Origin of the sequence: Paenibacillus sp. FSL R7-0302 (assembly GCF_038006885.1) — a bacterium.
GTDB lineage: Bacteria > Bacillota > Bacilli > Paenibacillales > Paenibacillaceae > Paenibacillus_AQ.
The window spans coordinates 3,157,673-3,177,124 of sequence record NZ_JBBOWB010000001.1; the positions used below are offsets into that span (position 1 = coordinate 3,157,673).

General features: G+C 54.5%; 21 protein-coding genes. 3 read left to right on the forward strand and 18 right to left on the reverse strand.

Annotated elements, in window-relative coordinates:
- Positions 1-3: 3 nt before the first annotated feature.
- The 11 genes from smc to MKY96_RS13810 form a co-directional block, all read right to left on the reverse strand.
- Complete coding sequence (gene smc / locus MKY96_RS13760) at positions 4-3,573, reverse strand: chromosome segregation protein SMC (protein ID WP_340941078.1); 3,570 nt, start codon at positions 3,571-3,573, stop codon at positions 4-6.
- 207 nt (positions 3,574-3,780) lie between these two features.
- Positions 3,781-4,485 (reverse strand): ribonuclease III, encoded by a 705-nt coding sequence (rnc, locus tag MKY96_RS13765; protein ID WP_036728876.1) that lies wholly within the window; start codon positions 4,483-4,485, stop codon positions 3,781-3,783.
- 14 nt (positions 4,486-4,499) lie between these two features.
- Positions 4,500-5,738, reverse strand: coding sequence for a beta-ketoacyl-ACP synthase II (gene fabF / locus MKY96_RS13770; protein WP_081751295.1), 1,239 nt, complete (start codon positions 5,736-5,738; stop codon positions 4,500-4,502).
- 222 nt (positions 5,739-5,960) lie between these two features.
- Entirely contained in the window at positions 5,961-6,194 is a 234-nt protein-coding gene (gene acpP, locus MKY96_RS13775) for an acyl carrier protein (RefSeq protein WP_036694165.1), read from the reverse strand.
- 123 nt (positions 6,195-6,317) lie between these two features.
- Positions 6,318-7,067 carry a 3-oxoacyl-[acyl-carrier-protein] reductase gene (fabG, locus tag MKY96_RS13780; protein WP_036728883.1) on the reverse strand — a complete coding sequence of 250 codons (750 nt, stop codon included), beginning with the start codon at positions 7,065-7,067 and terminating at the stop codon, positions 6,318-6,320.
- A 51-nt stretch (positions 7,068-7,118) separates the two neighbouring features.
- A complete protein-coding gene (gene fabD, locus MKY96_RS13785) occupies positions 7,119-8,042 on the reverse strand; it encodes an ACP S-malonyltransferase (RefSeq protein ID WP_340941079.1) in 924 nt (307 codons plus the stop codon).
- 89 nt (positions 8,043-8,131) lie between these two features.
- The gene (locus MKY96_RS13790; RefSeq protein WP_340941080.1) at positions 8,132-9,121 is read right to left on the reverse strand and encodes a beta-ketoacyl-ACP synthase III; all 990 of its coding nucleotides are present in this window, start codon (positions 9,119-9,121) and stop codon (positions 8,132-8,134) included.
- Between the two features lie 8 nt (positions 9,122-9,129).
- Positions 9,130-10,119, reverse strand: coding sequence for a phosphate acyltransferase PlsX (gene plsX, locus MKY96_RS13795; protein ID WP_340941083.1), 990 nt, complete (start codon positions 10,117-10,119; stop codon positions 9,130-9,132).
- The gene (fapR, locus tag MKY96_RS13800) at positions 10,103-10,699 is read right to left on the reverse strand and encodes a transcription factor FapR (RefSeq protein WP_076077798.1); all 597 of its coding nucleotides are present in this window, start codon (positions 10,697-10,699) and stop codon (positions 10,103-10,105) included. The genes plsX and fapR overlap by 17 nt, the downstream gene beginning before the upstream one ends.
- A 273-nt stretch (positions 10,700-10,972) precedes the next feature.
- Complete coding sequence (gene rpmF, locus MKY96_RS13805) at positions 10,973-11,146, reverse strand: 50S ribosomal protein L32 (RefSeq protein ID WP_019911234.1); 174 nt, start codon at positions 11,144-11,146, stop codon at positions 10,973-10,975.
- Between the two features lie 50 nt (positions 11,147-11,196).
- On the reverse strand, positions 11,197-11,718 hold the full coding sequence (locus tag MKY96_RS13810; protein WP_340941084.1) for a YceD family protein: 522 nt from the start codon (positions 11,716-11,718) through the stop codon (positions 11,197-11,199).
- Positions 11,719-11,857: 139 nt separating this feature from the next.
- Between MKY96_RS13810 and MKY96_RS13815 the strand changes: the two genes are divergently transcribed.
- Positions 11,858-13,096 carry a tRNA(Met) cytidine acetate ligase gene (locus MKY96_RS13815; RefSeq protein ID WP_340944557.1) on the forward strand — a complete coding sequence of 413 codons (1,239 nt, stop codon included), beginning with the start codon at positions 11,858-11,860 and terminating at the stop codon, positions 13,094-13,096.
- Here the strand turns inward: MKY96_RS13815 and MKY96_RS13820 are convergent.
- Positions 13,086-14,126 (reverse strand): SepM family pheromone-processing serine protease, encoded by a 1,041-nt coding sequence (locus tag MKY96_RS13820; protein WP_340941086.1) that lies wholly within the window; start codon positions 14,124-14,126, stop codon positions 13,086-13,088. The two genes, MKY96_RS13815 and MKY96_RS13820, sit on opposite strands and share 11 nt — an antisense overlap.
- Before the next feature lie 159 nt (positions 14,127-14,285).
- Here MKY96_RS13820 and MKY96_RS13825 point away from each other — a divergent pair, with 159 nt between their 5' ends.
- The gene (locus tag MKY96_RS13825) at positions 14,286-15,545 is read left to right on the forward strand and encodes a nucleoside recognition domain-containing protein (protein WP_340941087.1); all 1,260 of its coding nucleotides are present in this window, start codon (positions 14,286-14,288) and stop codon (positions 15,543-15,545) included.
- On the opposite strand, the gene coaD is transcribed toward MKY96_RS13825, so the two are convergent.
- The 4 genes from coaD to MKY96_RS13845 form a co-directional block, all read right to left on the reverse strand.
- A complete protein-coding gene (gene coaD, locus MKY96_RS13830; RefSeq protein ID WP_339256363.1) occupies positions 15,517-16,035 on the reverse strand; it encodes a pantetheine-phosphate adenylyltransferase in 519 nt (172 codons plus the stop codon). The two genes, MKY96_RS13825 and coaD, sit on opposite strands and share 29 nt — an antisense overlap.
- The gene (rsmD, locus tag MKY96_RS13835; RefSeq protein ID WP_340941088.1) at positions 16,019-16,627 is read right to left on the reverse strand and encodes a 16S rRNA (guanine(966)-N(2))-methyltransferase RsmD; all 609 of its coding nucleotides are present in this window, start codon (positions 16,625-16,627) and stop codon (positions 16,019-16,021) included. The genes coaD and rsmD overlap by 17 nt, the downstream gene beginning before the upstream one ends.
- A gap of 369 nt (positions 16,628-16,996) precedes the next feature.
- Positions 16,997-17,398 (reverse strand): hypothetical protein, encoded by a 402-nt coding sequence (locus tag MKY96_RS13840; RefSeq protein WP_340941089.1) that lies wholly within the window; start codon positions 17,396-17,398, stop codon positions 16,997-16,999.
- 74 nt (positions 17,399-17,472) lie between these two features.
- Positions 17,473-17,898 carry a hypothetical protein gene (locus MKY96_RS13845; protein WP_340941091.1) on the reverse strand — a complete coding sequence of 142 codons (426 nt, stop codon included), beginning with the start codon at positions 17,896-17,898 and terminating at the stop codon, positions 17,473-17,475.
- A gap of 231 nt (positions 17,899-18,129) precedes the next feature.
- Between MKY96_RS13845 and MKY96_RS13850 the strand changes: the two genes are divergently transcribed.
- Complete coding sequence (locus MKY96_RS13850; protein WP_340941092.1) at positions 18,130-18,705, forward strand: hypothetical protein; 576 nt, start codon at positions 18,130-18,132, stop codon at positions 18,703-18,705.
- 113 nt (positions 18,706-18,818) lie between these two features.
- Here the strand turns inward: MKY96_RS13850 and MKY96_RS13855 are convergent, their stop codons facing one another.
- Positions 18,819-19,070 carry a YjcQ family protein gene (locus MKY96_RS13855; protein WP_340941093.1) on the reverse strand — a complete coding sequence of 84 codons (252 nt, stop codon included), beginning with the start codon at positions 19,068-19,070 and terminating at the stop codon, positions 18,819-18,821.
- A 176-nt stretch (positions 19,071-19,246) separates the two neighbouring features.
- Positions 19,247-19,381 carry a YjcZ family sporulation protein gene (locus tag MKY96_RS13860; protein ID WP_209873522.1) on the reverse strand — a complete coding sequence of 45 codons (135 nt, stop codon included), beginning with the start codon at positions 19,379-19,381 and terminating at the stop codon, positions 19,247-19,249.
- Between the last annotated feature and the right edge of the window lie 71 nt (positions 19,382-19,452).

Consider the following 19,452-nt stretch of genomic DNA (forward strand, 5'->3'; position numbering starts at 1 on the left):
TCGTTAAGCTATCTCAGCCTCTTCATCCTCCAGCCGCACGGATACGAGCTTGGATACGCCGCCTTCCTCCATCGTCACGCCATAGAGCACATCGGCTTCCTCCATCGTTCCCTTGCGGTGGGTCACTACGATGAACTGCGTCTGCTCCGAGAACTCGCGCAGGTACTGGGCGAAGCGCACCACATTGGCTTCATCCAGCGCCGCTTCCACTTCATCCAGGACGCAGAACGGCACCGGCTTGACCTGCAGAATGGCGAACAGCAGAGCCATCGCGGTTAAGGCGCGTTCTCCGCCGGAGAGAAGCTGGAGATTCTGCAGCTTCTTGCCCGGCGGCTGGGCAACGATATCAATCCCTGTATCGAGCATATGCTCAGGGTCGAGCAGCTGCAGATCTGCCCGGCCGCCGCCGAACAGCTTCGTGAACACCGTGCCGAACTCGCGGCGGATGGCATCGAAGGTCTGCTTGAAGCGCTTCGACATCTCCTCTTCCATCTCACGGATCACATGATACAGCGTTGTTTTGGCTTCCACCAGATCATCCTTTTGCCCGCTGAGAAAAGTATACCGCTCATGCACCCGCTGATACTCTTCAATCGCGCCAAGGTTGACCTCGCCCAGACCGGAGATGCTGCGCTTCAGACGCTGCACCTCCAGCTGTGCCGCAGGCACATCCTCCGGCACCGGATAACGCTGCTTCGCCAGCTCATAGCTCAGCTCGTAGTCATCGCTCAGCTTGCGGAGAATATTGTCCAGCTCCACATCGAGCCGCCCGACGGCAACCTCCGTGGAACGGAGCTTGTCTTCGACCGCCCGGAGCGCCTGCCGCTGGTCTTTGGTCTCGCCTTCCGCCAGCTCCAGCTTGCGCGAGATCGCCGCGCGGTCGGCACGGGCCAGGTCAAGCCTCGCAGACGTATCTTCCTTGCTCAGTCTCAGACTGTTGACCTCTTCCTTCTGCTTCACGGTCTCCCGTGCATTCTCTTCCAGATCCTGCTCGATGGTCATAAGCAGGCTGCGGCTCTGGCGCAGCTCCTTCTCCTGGGAGCCGGCGTCCTGCCTCATCCGGCGCAGCTGCTCCTCCAGCGAGAAGATCTCCTGATCCAGCTTGCCCTCCGTGACCTTCATCCCGGTCAGCTTGCCCTGCAGCTCTTCCTTGGCTGATTCATTCGCCTTGCGGTCCGACTCGGCACTGCGGATAGCTGCGTGCGCCTCCTGCTCTTCCTTCTCCAGCCGGGACAGCTCAGCTTCCGCCTGCTTGCGGGCCTCGTCCAGCCCGCGTACCTCCTGCTCGAAGCCGCTGCGCTCCGCGCCTGCGCCCTCGACCTGCTCCTGCACATGCCGCAGCTCCTGCTCCAGCTGCTTCAGATCGCCGGATACGCGCTGTTCCTCCAGCCGCTTCTCATCACCGTCATGCCGCAGCTGCTCCAGCTTCTGGGAGCCCTTGTCCTGTTCAGCGCGCAAGCGGCTGATCCCCTGCTTCAGCTTGGCAATCTGCTGCTCGCTCTCTTCAATCTCGCCGGAGAGCTGGTCAAGCTGACGCTTGCGGCTAAGCAGGCTGTTGTTCTTCTTATGCTGGCTGCCGCCCGTCATCGAACCGCCTGCATTCACCACATCGCCTTCCAGTGTAACCACTCTGTAGCGGTATTGGCATTTGGCCGCAATGCGGTTCGCCTGCTCCAGACTCTCAGCGATTACGACATTGCCGAGCAGGCTTCCGATAATGCTTCCATACTTGTCTTCATAGCCGACCAGCTCCGAGGCGATACCGACGAACCCTTCGGCACCTTGAACCATGCTGCGGTCACTGCCGGTAATCTGCCGGGGCCGGATCACATCCAGCGGGAGGAAGGTCGCCCGTCCGAGCTGACGCTGCTTCAGGAAAGCAATCGCCTGCCGGGACACCGCTTCATTCTCCATAACCACATGCTGCAAGGAAGCACCCATGGCGGTCTCAATTGCCATTTCGAGCTTCTCGGGAACGGAGATCAATTCGGCAACTGCCCCGTGTACACCATTTAGCTGTCCTTTGCGCGCGCCCTTCAGCACCTCTTTGACCCCAAGCATGAAGCCGTCAAAATCATCCTGCATTTCCTTCATCGTCTCATGCCGGGACACCTGGGCTTCGCGCTTCTGCTCCCATTTGCGCAGGCCGCTCTGCGTCTCTTCAAGCAGCTTCTGCCGTTTGCCGGTCTGCTCGCTCTCCGTAATGTACGCACCGCGCAGCAGCCCGATTTCCTTGCCTAGCGCGGCAATCTTATCCTTCAGCCCGCTCTGTGCAGAGACCAGCTCCTCCAGCCGCGCTGTCCACTTGCCGCTCTCCTCCTGGCTGCGGCTCATCCGCCGCTCCAGGCTCTCCTTCTGCTGATCCGCATAGCGGATCTCGTTGCGCGCCTGAGCCATCAGGTTCATCAGCTCAAGCAGAGCACTCTTCAGCTTCTCTTCCTTGCTCTGGCTGATGCCGCCGGCCACACCCTGCAGCTTCGATTCCTCATCCGCCAGCTGTGCCCGCAGCTCCGCAAGCGTCTGCAGGGTCTGCTTCAGCTTATGCTCAAGCTCCGCCAGCTCACGCTGCCGCCCCTCAGAGCGTTCGCCTACAGAACCCAGAGTCTGCATGAGCTGTTCCCGGTTCTGCTCCAGATTCCTGCGGCGCTCCTTCAGCAGCTCTCCGTAGCCTTCGCTCTTCTCGTTGGCTTCGCTGCTGCGCAGCAGCTGTTCCTGCAGCTTCTCCACTTCCTGCTCCAGATTACGCAGCTCTGCCCGGCCGCTCTCCAGCTTGGCATCATGGGCAGAGACTACAGTGGACAGCTCCAGCTGCTCCGTCTTAAGCACCTCCAGGCGGGCGTTACCCTCCTGCCAGGATGTATGTATGCCTTCGATCTGATGCACATATACCGAAATCTCCAGATGCTTTAGCTGCTCCCGCAGCTCCTTGTATCTTATCGCCTTCTCAGACTGGTCCTTCAGCGGTCCCACCTGATCCTCAAGCTCGCTGATCAGGTCATGAATCCGCAGCAAATTCTGCTCGGTCTCATCGAGCTTGCGGCCGGCATCCTTTTTGCGTGATTTATATTTAACAATACCTGAAGCCTCTTCAAAGATCCCCCTCCGGTCTTCCGAACGGGTACTGAGAATCTCTTCTATCCGGCCTTGTCCGATAATTGAATAAGCTTCACGGCCGATACCGGTATCCATGAACAGCTCCGTAATATCCTTCAGCCTGCAGGCCTGTTTATTGATCAGGTATTCACTGTCTCCGCTGCGGTGGACACGCCGGGTCACGGTCACCTCGCTGAAATCCAGCGGCAGCACATGATCCTCATTATCCAGCGTCAGCGAGACCTCACCGTAGTTGACCGCCTTGCGGGCATCACTTCCGGCAAATATAATATCCTCCATCTTGCCGCCGCGCAGGGATTTGGCACTCTGCTCCCCAAGCACCCAGCGGATGCCGTCGGATATGTTACTTTTGCCGCTGCCGTTCGGACCGACTACAGCCGTAATTCCGCGTACAAATTCCATCTCCGTTTTGTCGGCAAATGATTTGAAGCCCGCTAATTCAATCCGTTTCAGAAACATAACTCGCCAATCACCTCTGACCCATTATAACATAGTGTTTCGTTGCCAAAACAACCCCACAAAGTGGTGCACCTGCTTCGATGTTTACTCCAAAACATATCATTTCTGATCTTTCGAAAAAGAGCAGCAAAAGTCTGACTTCCGCCGAACCGCCGGCATTCAGACCATTGCTGCTCTACTCCGCATTTCAGATGTTCAAATGTGCCTTCAGGCACCATCTTCCTTCAGAAGCAATAACGCCGCTGCCGCTGCCTGCTGCTCCGCTTCCTTCTTGGAGCGGCCGCTGCCGCTGCCGAGTGAACGGCTGGCCATATATACTTCTGAGACGAACTCACGCTCATGCGCCGGTCCGCGTTCTTCAATAATCCGATATTCCAGCGTACCCATCCCATGATGCTGTATCAGTTCCTGAAGCTCTGTCTTGAAGTCGCTCATCTGCATTTGCAGCTTACCGTCGGTTTCCACCAGCGGAAATACGTGATTATCCAGGAATCTCCGGGCTGTCTCCAGTCCCTGATCGAGATAGAGCGCTCCCACGAAGGCTTCAAACACATCAGCCAGCAGAGCCGGGCGGGTACGCCCGCCCGTAAGCTCTTCCCCTTTTCCCAGCAGTACATACCGCCCGAAGCCCAAGGTCTCGGCGAACCGGACCAGCGACGGCTCACAGACAATCGCAGCACGCAGCTTGGTCAATTCTCCTTCGGGTCTGTCCGGGAGCAGATTATACAGATATTCGGACACCGTCAGCTCAAGCACCGCATCACCCAGGAACTCCAGGCGCTCGTTGTCCTGATGCTGATTGAACCGGTGTTCGTTCACATAAGATGCATGGGTGAAAGCCTGCTTCAGAAGTACAGGATCGTGAAATTGGATTTGAAGTTGGCTTTGTAACTGCTTCAGGTCTCCTTTCACTGCACTGTCTCCCCTTACTTATTATATTTTTTGAGAATAACGGTCGCGTTATGTCCCCCGAATCCGAAGGAATTCGACATCGCGATATTCAGCTCCGCCTGACGTGGCACATTCGGAACATAGTCCAAATCGCAATCCGGGTCAGGGTTGTCCAAATTGATGGTAGGGGCAATCATCCCCTTCTGCAGGGACAGCCCGCAGATAATCGCTTCCACCCCGCCGGCAGCGCCAAGCAAGTGGCCTGTCATCGATTTGGTTGAGCTGATCGCAACCTTGTACGCATGCTCTCCGAGCGCCTTCTTCACAGCGGCTGTCTCGGATTTATCGCCTACCGGTGTAGATGTACCATGCGCATTGATGTAGTCGATATCCTCAGGATTAATACCGGCATCACGGATCGCCATCTTCATGCAGCGCGCTGCACCGTCAGGATCAGGCTCCGTCATGTGGTGGGCATCGGCGCTGAGACCGTATCCGATGACTTCGGCATAGATCTTGGCTCCGCGCTTCTCGGCGTGCTCCAGGGATTCGAGAATCAGGATTCCCGCACCCTCGCCCATGACAAAGCCGTCACGGTCCACATCAAACGGGCGGCTGGCCTTCTCCGGCTCGTCATTGCGGGTAGACATGGCTCTCATTGCACAAAAGCCTGCCATTCCTGTAGGACGAATGGTGGCTTCCGCACCGCCGCAGATCATCGCATCCGCATCACCGCGCTGGATCAGACGGAAGGATTCCCCGATGGAGTGGCTGCCTGTTGCACAAGCGGTCACTGTCGTTGTATTCGGTCCCTTGGCCCCGAGATTGATCGACAGCTGGCCGGAGCCCATGTTGGCAATCATCATTGGAATGAAGAACGGGCTGACCCGCTTCGGGCCTTTTTCGAGCAGCAGGTTGTGGTTATCTTCCCATGTGCCGAGGCCGCCGATTCCAGAGCCGACAGATACCCCGATCCGCTCTGCATCGATATCTTCACCGATCGTAAGTCCGCTGTCCTTCAGCGCATCTTCACCGGCAGCAACCGCGAATTGTACGAACCGGTCCATCTTGCGGGCTTCCTTGCGGCCGAAGCGTGCTTCCGCATCGAAATCCTTGACCGAGGAAGCGATTCTTGTTGGATATTCACTGACATCAAAAGCTTCAACCAGGGATACTCCGGACTTGCCGCTCATGAGGCTATCCCAGAACGTCTCAAGATCCTTACCCAGCGAAGTCATTACACCCATACCAGTTACAACTACTCTATGATTCAAACATAATCACCCCGTCTATAGGCTGTGTACCTCTACAATGTGTAAACGCAAACATACCAGATGTCTATATAAACTGCAGTCGCCGCAGGATTAATTAATCTGCGGTTCTGTATTATCTTCATAAAGATGCTCATGCGTCTCTTCGCGGAAGCTTAACTGAAAGAACTGTAAAATGAGGAGAAGTCCCGCCCTGGCAGGAACGGGACCCTCAATCATATGACTCTAGGTATGAGATTGTATGTACTTCACAACTTCACCCACGGTCGTAATTCTCTCTGCATCTTCATCAGAGATTTCCATGTCGAATTCATCTTCCAATTCCATTACCAATTCTACAACATCAAGAGAATCAGCACCTAAATCATCTTTGAAAGACGCTTCTAATGTTACCTCTGCTTCATCGGCACCTAAGCGGTCGATGACAATGCGTGTTACACGCTCCAATACATCGGACATCCGGTTCACCTCCTCTTTTGGTATTATACGAGATATGAAGTCAAAATACCATAGAGCATAAAAAACGCTGCCCTGGCCGCCTCTGTCCATCTTCCCCCGTAATGATCTGACGCCTGCGAAGCCTTACATGTACATTCCGCCATCCACATGAAGCGTCTGGCCTGTCATGTAAGCTGCCCCTTCCGAAGCCAGGAATACCGCCGCATTCGCAATGTCCTCCGCCCGCCCAAGCTCTCCCAAGGGAATCCCCTTGATCAGCTCGCTGCGAACCTCATCGGACAACTCGCGGGTCATGTCGGTATCAATGAAGCCTGGCGCGATGCAGTTCACGGTGATTCCACGTGAAGACAGCTCGCGGGCCGCAGACTTCGTCATGCCGATTACCCCTGCCTTGGCAGCGGTATAGTTCACCTGTCCGGGATTCCCCGTCACGCCCACAACCGAGGAAATATTGATGATCCGGCCATAACGCTGCTTCATCATCGGGCGGGTTACTGCCTTCAGGCAGTTAAAGACGCCCTTCAGATTCGTCTCGATGACCTGATCGAATTCTTCCTCTTTCATACGCATGATCAGATTGTCCCGGGTAATGCCCGCATTGTTCACCAGGATATCAATTTTCCCCCAGGTCTGGATAACCTCTTTGACCAGGTTCTCGGCGTCACTGCTGCGGCCGACATTCCCCTGCAGAGCGATTCCTTCCGAGCCCAGCTCGTGAATCCGGGCTACGGTCTCTTCAGCCGCCTGAAGGCTGCCGGAATAGTTCACCGCGACCTTCACGCCATGAGCAGCGAGTGCCAAGGCAATGCTGCGGCCGATCCCCCGGGACCCTCCGGTTACAAGGGCGGTCTGACCTTTTAGTGCTGCAAACATGCTATGTTGTCCCCCTTCGATAATCATGCGGCTGCGGTTAGGCCAAGCGGCTTACCAGCCAGCCTGCACGCTCTCCAGACTGTTGATATTCACAACCTTGACCTTCCTGTCAATCTTGCGGATCAGGCCAGCCAGCACGCTGCCGGAGCCAATCTCTACAAAAGTATCTACACCTGCGCCAATGAGCCATTCCACGCTATCCTGCCAGAGTACCGGAGAATACACCTGTTCTACCAGCAGCTTGCGGATTTCTTCAGGGTCTGTCACCGGAGCAGCAGTCACATTGGCCACTACCGGCATAGCAGGAGCATTGAAGGTTACCTTCTGGAGTTCGGCAGCCAACCGCTCAGCCGCACCCTTCATTAATGAGGAGTGGAACGGCCCGCTAACCTCCAGCGGAATCGCCCGTTTACCGCCGGCTTCCTTCACACGCTGGACCACCTCATCTACACCGGCTACGGAACCGGAGACCACAATCTGTCCCGGACAATTGACATTCGCCAGTTCAACGGGAGTGCCCGCCGCTGTAATACTGCTGCATAATTCTGTAAGCGCCTCACGGTCTGCTCCAAGCACCGCTGCCATAGCCCCCTGTCCTCCGGGAACTGCTTCTTCCATGAATTGTCCGCGCAGGCGGACCAGCCTTACAGCATCTTCATAGGACAGCACGCCGGCTGCCACAAGAGCGCTATATTCGCCAAGACTGTGGCCTGCCACATAATCCGGCGTAACCTGAAGGCCGCTTAGCGCTTTCAGATAAGCCACACTGGCTGTAACCAGTGCTGGCTGAGTGTTCACCGTCTGCTTAAGCTCGCTGTCCGGCCCTTCAAATACAAGCCCGCTCAGCGGAAACCCAAGTACCTCGTCACCCTTTTCAAAGACTGCACGGCTCTGAGGCAATGCTTCATATACATCCTTACCCATACCGATTGCCTGTGCACCCTGACCGGGAAAGACAAATGCAATTTTGCTCATGAGGTATACAGCTCCTTCCCTTTAGCTGCAGCGAGCCCGGATATTCCCCGGATTGAGCTGCTGCGTCACTATTATTAATGCCCCGATTCTTACCAGATCAGCACAGAAGCTCCCCAGGTAAGTCCGCCGCCGAAGCCGACCATAAGCACTGCATCGCCTGCCTTCATCCGGCCTTCCTCGGCTGCTTCTACAAGAGCCAGCGGAATAGAGGCTGCGGAGGTATTCGCGTATTTATCAACGTTGACTACAACCTTCTCCGGCGGCAGATCCAGACGCTGCATTGCGGATTGAATAATCCGGATGTTGGCCTGATGCGGCACGAACAAGTCGATATTCTCCTTAGTCAATCCCGCCTTGGTAAGCACACGCTCCGTGGCCGATCCCATGACGCGTACTGCGAACTTGAAGACCTCGCGGCCATTCATATAGATGAAGTGCTTCTTGTCTTCTACGGTCTGCTGGGAAGCTGGCAGACGCGAGCCGCCCGCTTCAAGATTAAGCAGGCTGCCGCCAGAGCCTTCCGCCCCAAGATCGAAGGACTGGAAGCCGCGTCCTTCCGGAACCTCGCCGACGATTACCGCACCGGCACCGTCACCGAACAGCACGCAGGTATTGCGGTCTGTATAATCTGTAATGCGCGACAGCGTATCTGCACCGATTACCAGCGCATTGTTATACATTCCATTCTGGATAAAGCCGGTTGCCGTAGCCAGACTGTAGACGAACCCGGAGCAGGCTGCCGACAGATCGAAAGCGGCCGCGTTCTTGGCTCCCAGCTTGTCCTGCAGAATGCAGGCTGTGGACGGGAAAGCACTATCAGGTGTTACTGTAGCGACAATGATCAGATCCAGCTCCTCAGCCTTCATGCCTGCGGATTCCAGTGCCTTCAGGGCCGCTTCATAGGCCAGATCAGAGGTAGCCTGCTCCGGGGCTGCAATATGCCGTTCCCGGATTCCCGTGCGGCTGACAATCCATTCATCATTCGTTTCGACGATCTTCTCCAGATCGCTGTTGGTTAATATTCTCTCAGGCACATATTTGCCAGTCCCAATAATTCCTACCGGACGTAATTGTCTCATGTCTTCACTCACTTCCCGCTAATTTCCTTCGATATACTAGGCACCAGATCCGCCTTCAGCGCAATCCGTGCCTGTCTTACCGCATTCTTCACCGCATTGCCGTCGGACGAACCATGCCCCTTCACTACCAGGCCGCTAAGACCGAGCAGCGGCGCTCCGCCGTGTTCCTTATAATCCATCTTCCCCTTCAGGCTTCTAAGCTCCGGCATCAGGATCGCCGCACCCAGCTTCGTCTTCAGCGATTTGCTGAACTGCTCCTTCAGCAGGGAGAACATCGCGCCGGCCGTTCCTTCCAGCGTCTTCAGAAGTATATTACCGGCGAAGCCGTCACAGACCAGCACATCGCAGCTTCCGGTGAGCACATCCCGCGCTTCCACATTGCCGACAAAATGAATGCCCTGCAGCGCCTCCAGGAGCGGATAGGCTTCCTTGGTCAATTCATTCCCCTTGCCCGGCTCCGTCCCTACGTTCAGCAGGCCTACCCGGGGCTTCGCAATGCCGTGCACTTTGTTACGGTAGATGCTGCCGATCAGGGCATACTGTGCCAGATGCTGCGGCTTGGCATCCATATTGGCTCCAAGATCCAGGGCCAGCACACCGACATCATCCAGCGTCGGAATCATCGGGGCCAGCGCCGGCCGCTCGATCCCTTCCATTCTTCCGACTACCAGAAGTCCTGTAGTCATCAATGCTCCGGTATTCCCAGAGGAGATCATGGCATCGGCCTCACCCTCGCGGACCATCCGTCCGGCTACGACCATGGATGAGTCCTTTTTGCGGCGGACCGCCTTCACCGGCTCTTCATCCGAACCGATCACATCCCCCGCATGACGTACGGTAACGTTGGAAGGCTTAGTCTTCAGCAGCGGCTCAAGCCGCGCTTCATCACCGACCAGTACGATCTCTATGTCATTCCACTCCGCAGCCGCTGCCAGCGCGCCTTCCACATTACATTCAGGAGCATTATCCCCGCCCATGGCATCAATGGCGATCCGCACTCCGGTTTCCCCCTTCGTTGTACTCTTCAGTTGCTGAACGATACACTATAAAATGGCCTTGAAATACCAGCTCTTCTCCGACATATGTAAATACATCCACTTCAGCCTTGCCGTTCCGGCCCGCAAGTGAGCGCACCTGCGCCTTGGCAATGCATTTCTCTCCCAGCCGGACCATGCGCACAAACCGGATGTCGGCCGAAGCCGTTAAGGCAATCTCATCATTAATTATGGCTACTGCCAGCGAATTCGCCTGGCCGAAGACGTAGTGGCCACGGGCAATCCCGTTGCGGGAGAACACATGCTCATCACGGATCTCGAAGATCGAAATCCCGCTCTTATCCAGCTGCAGATCCACAATATCACCGACCACTTCATCAGCTGGCAGGGAACGCACCTGATCATAGGAATGCTCCGCCATCTGCTTCATCCGCTCACGCAGCTCGGGAATCCCCAGCTCCAGCCGGTCCAGCCGGATCGTCTGGATACTTACCTTCAGCTGGCGGGTCAATTCCCGGTCAGTTACAAACGGGTTCCCTTCTATTATAGCCAGCAGCTGCTGCTGACGTTCCTTCTTGGACATCCGCTCGATAGCGGCTCACCTCCCGGCACAGGCCTGATGTGCAGCTTTCCGGCCCGTAAGAGTGGCCGCTGTAGTTAGGTTTCTCTGTTATTCCTTACCATTTAGAACCAGGTACTAATATGTAGTATAAAGCATGCCGGCGCAAAAATAAAGCTTTGGCTTGAAAAGCGCCTGAAAACCCGCGCAGTGCAAGGCATGTAAGCTTCGTTCCCTGCTTTATTTCCATAAAAATAGCACTTCACCGGCAGATGAAGTGCTACTCTTAAATGCAAACTATTGTTTGATGATTTCTCTTGCTTTGTATGTTCCGCAAACTTTACATACGTGGTGAGCAAGCTTCAGCTCTCCGCATTGTTCGCATTTCACCATACCTGGAACAACCAGTTTAAAGTGAGTACGACGCTTGTCACGGCGAGTCTTGGACGTTCTGCGTTGTGGTACTGCCATTGTTAGACACCTCCTGATTTTGTTGTAACCCAATTCCTCGGGATTTGTTCTTAGTCATCTTGCTTGGTAAAGAATCCTTTCAACGCAGCGAGTCTTGGATCGATCACTGTGTTGTCGCAACTGCAGGTGCCTTCGTTCAAGTTCTGTCCGCATTTCTGACAAAGACCAAGACAGTCTGCCTTGCACAATACCGAATCCGGTAAGTGCAGTACGAAATTTTCTTCCACATACGGGATAAGATCCACAATCTCATCTGTGATGTAAATGAGTTCCTCATCTTCATCTTCCGGAAGAATTGGCTGCTTAAGCCACTTGAAGGTCTCAGCGAAAGGAATGTTCAGCTTGCTCTTGACCTCACCGAGACAACGTGAACATAACATGTCCACTTCTCCGTTCAGTGTTCCCACCACGTTCACACTATCGGTTCCCGCGGGCAGCGCTTTAAGGTCTACTGAGAGTGGTGCAACAGCAAGTATATCCTTGCGCCCTGTGACAATCCCGCTGACATCCACAACTTCGTGGAGGACCAGTGGCTCGTCGGCATTCGCTAATTTGCGAAAGTGAATGTTCATTACTATCACTCCAAACAAACAAAATTTATTATACCTATTATTCCCTGACTTTGTCAACCACTTTCCCTTTATATTGTTTCAGGGGGCGTGACAATTTATGATATACATTATAAATACCAGAATGGGGCGTGAAGCAACTGTGGCAACTGTAGGTATTATAGCCGAATATAACCCTTTACATAACGGGCATGTCCATCATTTCACCGAGGCCAAAAGAATATCGGGAGCGGACCGCTCCGTTGTCATTATGAGCGGACCGTTCACCCAGCGCGGCGAGCCGGCGGCGGTCAGCAAGCGCGCCCGCACCGAGATGGCGCTGCATATGGGCGCCGATCTGGTCATTGAGCTGCCGGTGGCGTACGCCGTCCAGCCGGCAGAATGGTTCGCCTTCGGAGCGGTGTTCCTGCTGGAGGCGACCGGCGTCGTCGACAGCCTGTGCTTCGGCTCCGAAGCCGGCACTTTGGGCGTGCTGCTGCCTCTGGCCGGCTTCCTGGCCGAAGAGAGCAGCGCGCTTAAGGAGGAGATCCGCGCGCGCCTCTCTGAGGGCGCGGGATTCCCCGCCGCCTACAGCGCAGCGGCGGCGGCGGCCTGGAGGGCCTCTTTCATGGGAGAGGAGACACCGGAAGATGCCGAAGATATATTACGGCAGCCCAACAACAGCCTCGGCCTGCACTACCTGATCGCGCTAAGGCGGCTTGGCAGCGCGATCGAGCCCTTGACCGTGCCGCGGACCGGCGCGGGCTTCCACGACCCGCTGGAGGGCGGGTCGGCCATTGCCAGTGCAACAGCCATCCGCAGGCTGCTGCAGGAGGGCGGATCACCGGCGGCTTATATGCCGGAGTATGCCCTGTCCATCCTGGAGCGGGAGCGTGACGCAGGCCGGGGCCCGGTACTGCTAGAAGACTTCGCCGGGCCGCTGCGCCATGTGCTCTATACGCGCTCCGCTGCGGAGCTGCACACAGTGCAGGATATGAACGAGGGCTTGGAGAACCGGCTGCTCCGAAGCATGCGCCAGCTGGATAAGTTCACAATCGGCGGTCTGCTGCAGGAGCTTAAGAGCAGACGGTATACCCTTACCAGGCTCCAGCGTCTGCTGCTCCACACCCTGCTGAACCACAGCAAAGCAGAGCTGTCCCCCTCCGTTCTCTCCCGGGGACCGGGCTACATAAGGGTCCTTGGCTTCCGCGAGAGCGGCCGGGAGCTGCTGAAGCAGATGAAGCAGACAGCAGTTCTTCCGGTGATTACAAGCCCTGCCCGATACGCCCATCCCATGCTCGAGCGTGACCTCCAGGCGGCCGCTGTGTTCGCCGGGGCTTATGCCGACCCGCTGCGCAGCGATCTGTACAGTGATTATCTTGAGCCGCCGGTCAGGATTTGATGACCGGCAGCTCCTCCATGTATTTCAGGGCATCGGGCAGGGTTGAGACAGGAACCAGCTTCATATTCGTGCCGATTTGATCGGCTTTTGCCTTGGCCTCGTCGTAGTTCTTAACCGGAACGAAGAAGATCTCCGCCCCCTTGCGGTCGGCCGCTACAATCTTATGCTTCACACCGCCGATCGGCCCCACGTTCCCCTCCGCATCTATCGTACCCGTGCCTGCTACCTTCCGGCCCTTGGTGAGATCCCCCCGCGTAAGCCGGTTGTAGATTTCCATGGTGAACATCAGTCCGGCAGAGGGTCCGCCCACGTTGGTATCCACGAAACTAACAGCTTTGCCTTCCTCCTTAGGCTCCACCTTTTGAACCGCACCAATTACGACGCCGAAGCCCGGCCGGGCAGCCGAAGCGTCTTTATCCTTGACCCCCACCAGCTTGACCTGTTCCTTGATCTCTTTGCCGTCACGCTGGAGCGATACCTCTACGGTATCCCCGATTTGATGAACCGACAGCAATTTGGACAGCGCGGCCGGATCGGCTGCCTTTTGTCCGCCTACACTGATGATTTTGTCCCCCGGCTTGAACCGGTCCTGATTGGCAGCTTCAGGTACGGAGAACACATACAGATAATCCACGACATCCTCATAGGGTACCCCTGCCGCATGATAAGCTGCCTGCACGGCATAGGACTGTGAACTGTTCATATAGAACACCTGCTCCGCCGCATACTCCTGCTCCGTCTTATCCTGCAGACGGGTTTCTTTCAATACTACCTCGGCATTCGAGTTGAACACAGAGGCAATTAGAAGAGCCACATTCGCATAGCTTGCAGAGACCGTAGTCATCATGAAGGTTCCCTGCTCCTGCGGATCGGCATTCTCAACCTTGATCATCGGCGCCACCTCAGAGGCGCTTCCCGGCTGATATACAATGTAAGGCGTGTTCATAAAGACCACAACATAGAGAATGACTACGAATGAAAATAAATAGGCTGAAGCGCGGATGCCTACCCGGCGTTTGTACTGCCTCAAGTCTCTTCCCCTTCTTTCCTGCGGATGATACCCCGGCACTTAGAATGTGGTACCTTAGCCTGGAGCTTCACTCCGGCTATGGAATGATGGTTGTCTCCCCTGCATAAATTGATAACAAGATGTGCCCATGTCCTAAGCTATGAAGAGGGGATAACTCTAATGATAAACTTTAGATCCAGACGCTTCCTGTCGGGTTCAGCTCCATTTATACCCGGGGCTGCAGCCATTCTGCTAGCTATAGCAATAGTCATAGCACCTGAAGCCTCATTCAAGGCTTCACTTACGGGCCTTACGCTCTGGTGGACCCTGGTCTTTCCGGCGCTGCTGCCCTTCCTGATCCTCTCAGAGATGCTGAGCGCATCCGGCTTCGTGCATGGTATCGGCGTCCTGCTGGAGCCGCTGATGAAGCGGTGCTTCCGGCTTCCCGGGGCGGGCGGCTGGACGCTGGTGCTCGGCCTTACCGCCGGCTTCCCGGCAGGAGCCGGAGGAGTGCTGCAGCTGCACAAGCAGGGGGACATTACGGACAAGGAGGCCGGACGGCTGGCGGCTATCGTGCATTATGCCAGTCCGGTCACACTGCTTATTGTGGTCGGGACAGCCTTCCTGCACAGTCCAGCCGCCGGGTATGCCCTGCTGGCCATCCACTGGCTGTCAGGGGTAGCCGCAGGAATTCTATCCGCCTGCTTCAATAGCTCCCATAAGATAACCTCACCTATTCCGCAAGAAAGTGATCCCAGCCTTACCGGCGGACGCTCTCACGCCAAAAAACCATCCTTGCCCCGGCGTATCCATCAGGCAGCAGCAGAGGCCCGTTCAAGGGACGGACGGGGCTTCGGCAAGGTGCTCGGTGAATCCGTATCCTCCGCCGTACAGAGCCTGATGATTGTAGGCGGCTATATGATTATGTTCGCAGTTGTCGTAAGTATTGTTACCCGGCTGTTCCCTCAGCTGCCGGCTCTGGTTACAGCAAGCATGCTTGAGATTCATCTGGGAGCCCGGTCAATGACTTCGGCCGCAGCAGGACTCGAAGGCTTCATCATAGGCGGTCTTCTTGGCCCGGCACTGCTGTCGGCCGGACTGGCCTGGAGCGGCATTTGCGCCCAGCTCCAGGCACTGACAGTGCTGAAGGCAGCGAATGTCCGCTTCCTCCCGTTCACCGCAGTCAGGCTGCTGCATGGACTATTGGCCTTTGCATTCACACTCCTGCTGTGGACACCGCTGCTCCATATTCAGTCTGCGGCGCTGCCTGTTCTAGCCGGCTCTCCCCCGGCCTTACAGCCCCAAGACATAGGCACTTCGCTAAGAATATGGACCCTGGCCCCACAGATCCTGGGACTTCAGACCCTGCTTGTTATGCTGTTGCTGTTGCTCTCAGCTGCTGTGAAGCTGTTTACTTCGAGCCGCCGTCCATCCGGCTGAACTTCAGCTTCATGGCCTGCTCCACCTCAGGGGTTACAAAATCCGAGACCTTCCCGCCGAAGTGGGCAATCTCCTTCACCACACTGGAGCTAAGATAGGAGTATCTCGGATTGGTCATCATAAATATAGTTTCCGCTTCAGGGTCAAGGTTATGATTAATGGAAGCATTCTGCAGCTCGTATTCAAAATCCGTAACGGTCCGGATTCCCCGGACAATAACCTGCGCATCCTTTTGCCTCACATAGTTAACCAGGAGATCACGGAAGCTGTCCACCTCAACATTCGGTATATCCGCTGTCGCCTGGCGCAGAAGCTCTGTCCGTTCCTCGACAGAGAACAACGGATTCTTGCTCAGGTTGTTCAGTACCGCCACAATCAGCCTGTCGAACTGCTTGGCGGCCCGGTGAATAATGTCCATGTGCCCCAGAGTAACCGGATCGAAGGTTCCGGGATAGATGGCGACACGCTCTTTTCTAATTTGCAGACTCATCATTAACCTCCTTGCCGTTTGCGGCAGCTTCTGGAACAGCAGCTTCATACCGGTAGATAGAGATCGTAACCTCTCCATAGACGGATTGCTTCGTTCTCACGAACCCTGGTATATCCTCGGGATAGGTATACCCCGATTCATGCTCCAGCACGATCACTGCATCAGGGTTCAGCAGCAGCTTGTCCGCCAGCGTAACCATCAGCTCGTCTCCATGCTTCATACGGTAAGGCGGGTCCAGAAAAACAAGATCAAACGCTCTCCCCCGCTTCCCGAGTGCCCCAAGCGCTCTTCCCGCATCATTGCGGTAGACCTCAGCCTGCGCCTCCAGCCGGGCCGCCTTCAGGTTTGCACGCACCGTGTCAATCGCCTTCTGCTCCATGTCCACAAACACCGCGGCTTCCATCCCTCTGCTCAGGGCTTCGATCCCCAGACCTCCGGTACCGGCATACAGATCAAGCACCGTACCTCCTTCAAAATAAGGCCCGATCATACTGAATAACGCTTCCTTTACTTTATCGGTAGTAGGCCGTGTGCCATTGCCTGGAACACTTTTAAGCGGCCTGCCTTTTGCACTTCCCGATATGACTCTCACCGATCATCCACCTGCTTTTTAGCTTTTATGTCTCTACATTACTATGCCGTTACAGGGCATAAGTCCAAGCCTATAGTACCACAATTATTCCATGAAATAAAAAGATTGTCCGACTTTGTCACAATGCGGAACTGAAGAAATTTGGCAGGCAAATGTATAAAACTCCCGCTTCCGGGTCATCCTGTAACTATCGACATCACAAAATGTCGTAGACAACCGCGGAGCAGGCTTACGTTTCCCCATAAGCTCTTCGTCCGGTTTCTCCTCTCCCATGAAAGAGGCTCCCGAAAGGGAGCCTCGATTTTTGTTTCACGCAAAAAAGCCCCCGCCTTGAAATCAAGATGCGTGGGCTTGCTGAGTATATACTTCTTATATAATCCGCTTCAGCTTGGCTTCCTGCTCAATGGAGCGCGCTGAGAGCAATTCGATAATTCTGTGCTGATTCTCCAATAAAGACTCGACGTTGATGAGACGTTCGTTTGTTTCCAGCACAGCACGTTTAATCTGCTCCTGATCTTGCATCATTGTTTGCTGATCTTGCTTCATTGTTTGCAGTTCTTGCTTCATTGTTTGCTGATCTTGCCTCATTGTTTGCTGATCTTGCTTCATTATTTGCAGATCTTGCTTCATTGTCAGCTGATCTTGTTTCATGTTCTGCTGCTCTGTCTCTATTCGATCTAAACGCTCGTTGACGGTTCCTAATTCCGCCTTAACAGGAACTAATTCTTCACGAATAACGGATCTTAATACCTGCACCAAATCATTATCCATGTGCTCCGCTCCTTCAAACTTAATATTTAGATTGTACCAGAATCAAATGTATTATTCTACTTCATTTCAGCTTGTCATTTGACCTTATCGATCTTGAAAACAAACTTCCAGGAGGCAGTGTTCCCGGAATACCGCCCGCGGTTTTCGACTACCTTCACTGTCAGCGATTTGTTCTGGGTATCCTTCAGGGCTGACACCTTAATAGAGGCGCTCGCTGAGCCTTCTTCAGGGATCTTATCCTGTTCCTGCGCTTCAGCACGAAGCTTAATGCTTCCTGTTGAACTGAGATCCAGTGTGACTGAATCCCCTTCTTCCAGCTCCTCTCCATTCACGAATCCGCCCCACCACCACTCATTGCCTACATGATTATTCTCTACCAGGTCTGCACTTACAAACGTAACCTTCACCTTCTGAGTCTTGCCTGCTGCCGATAATGGCTGCACACTTAAGGATAGAGCCAACATCAACACTACAAAAAGCGTTGCCAGTTTCCGCTTCATTTTACAGTAGCACCTCTTTACTATTCTATTTTTTACCAATTATAGCAGGTCAAATGACTTAGTTCTACAGACTCACAAAATATTCATATTTGTCATTTATCCCCGTTTCCCTCTCAAGGAATGTATTATCCATTTAAGGTGAAGACTGTAATTAGGCTGCGTAGTTCAATCAGGCAACACAAGGTTACATATATAGTATATGGATATCCGATAGATTCAGGAGGAACCGCTATGAAGAAACCCTTGTATAAAAAGATGTCGTCCCTTGCCCTAGTAATCGTATTCGGCGGTGTCATTGGACTAACCGCAGGCTGCAACGCTCCGGCTAATCAGGCTACCCCCACTCCCGCCGGGACAGCGCAGCCAACAGCAGCGCAGCCCACGCCAGCACCAGCCACTGAACCATCCACCGGGAAGGGGGCAGTGAACTGGGAATCTGCTATCCAACAAATCGCGACTACGGATACGGAGGCCACACAAAAAGCAGACGCCGCAGAAGTTTTGGCGAAATCATACACTCCGTCGGCGGTGGAGCTTAAGGATTTTGAATCCCAGATCGTGGAGGAGTACACCGCCGGGAATTATCTCGCACACAGCGAAGACGCCGGATACATGCTGACGAACCTGTTTAAGGCTACCGTTGTTGAGCGGAATCACCCTGACGGTGAGGCGATTAAGAAGTTTGCCTCTGACTTTTACCAGAACACCAAGAATGTCTTCCGCGGAGCTGATACTGTGGACAGTGAAGCCGTACAGTCGAATGAAACGCAGATGGATAAAGCGTTGTCAGAGATTAAAGCTAAATAAAACTCCTTATGTCTCCGGCCTGGGATCTCCCGTATATATAATCAAGCCGGGACCCTAGTCAAAAAAAATAGCCCGGCCTCTTTCAGCGCCGGGTAATGACTTCTATTTTCCGTTCAGATTCTGCCAGACTCCTTCAATAAAATAAAATCATGACCACGCCGGGTCAATTTGATTTCAGCAGTTCTAACCGTCACGATCCCGCTGCCTGATCGGGAGATCTTAATATTCTCCACCATCCGGCTGTCGATAAGCTCCTCCATTATATCGGCGAAGGCCTCAGCTTCAAGTTCCATTACCTCCTGATTAACCGCCTGTTCCGCTTCAATCCGCTTGAGGATAGCATATATCTTTTCCTTCTCTTCCATCGTACACCTCTTTCATGCCAGCACTAATTGCCCTGAAGACAATGACTTCTATTATCGCACATCCATTCGGGGCAAGGCGAATTTAAATTCACCGTCATGCAGCAAAGCTTGTCCATCCTGCACCTGCAACAAGCGCAGTCCCGGATTGCCGGGACTGCGCTGACTGATTGGATCTCCTAGTAGAAGCAGGCACTCAGAATAATAACGAGCAGGATATAAAGAACCAGAATCGCGCCTGTCGATGTCCAAGGACTTACTCCACAAGTATTCACGCCGCCTACATTGCCACCGTATCCGCAATCTGCACCCATGAGATTACCTCCTTCATATTGTTGACTACAGAACAGCATATGAGTAAGCAGCCTTATCAGATTGGGCGAAA

Coding starts and splice junctions, on each gene's coding strand:
- MKY96_RS13860 (WP_209873522.1), bottom strand. CDS start 19,381: ATGGGTGCAGATTGCGGATACGGTGGCAATGTAGGCGGCGTGAATACT.
- MKY96_RS13850 (WP_340941092.1), top strand. CDS start 18,130: ATGAAGAAACCCTTGTATAAAAAGATGTCGTCCCTTGCCCTAGTAATC.
- coaD (WP_339256363.1), bottom strand. CDS start 16,035: ATGAGTCTGCAAATTAGAAAAGAGCGTGTCGCCATCTATCCCGGAACC.
- MKY96_RS13810 (WP_340941084.1), bottom strand. CDS start 11,718: ATGAACATTCACTTTCGCAAATTAGCGAATGCCGACGAGCCACTGGTC.
- MKY96_RS13855 (WP_340941093.1), bottom strand. CDS start 19,070: ATGGAAGAGAAGGAAAAGATATATGCTATCCTCAAGCGGATTGAAGCG.
- fapR (WP_076077798.1), bottom strand. CDS start 10,699: ATGTCCAAGAAGGAACGTCAGCAGCAGCTGCTGGCTATAATAGAAGGG.
- MKY96_RS13845 (WP_340941091.1), bottom strand. CDS start 17,898: ATGAAGCGGAAACTGGCAACGCTTTTTGTAGTGTTGATGTTGGCTCTA.
- MKY96_RS13840 (WP_340941089.1), bottom strand. CDS start 17,398: ATGGATAATGATTTGGTGCAGGTATTAAGATCCGTTATTCGTGAAGAA.
- fabD (WP_340941079.1), bottom strand. CDS start 8,042: ATGAGCAAAATTGCATTTGTCTTTCCCGGTCAGGGTGCACAGGCAATC.
- acpP (WP_036694165.1), bottom strand. CDS start 6,194: ATGTCCGATGTATTGGAGCGTGTAACACGCATTGTCATCGACCGCTTA.
- rpmF (WP_019911234.1), bottom strand. CDS start 11,146: ATGGCAGTACCACAACGCAGAACGTCCAAGACTCGCCGTGACAAGCGT.
- MKY96_RS13825 (WP_340941087.1), top strand. CDS start 14,286: ATGATAAACTTTAGATCCAGACGCTTCCTGTCGGGTTCAGCTCCATTT.
- smc (WP_340941078.1), bottom strand. CDS start 3,573: ATGTTTCTGAAACGGATTGAATTAGCGGGCTTCAAATCATTTGCCGAC.
- fabG (WP_036728883.1), bottom strand. CDS start 7,067: ATGTTTGCAGCACTAAAAGGTCAGACCGCCCTTGTAACCGGAGGGTCC.
- MKY96_RS13790 (WP_340941080.1), bottom strand. CDS start 9,121: ATGAGACAATTACGTCCGGTAGGAATTATTGGGACTGGCAAATATGTG.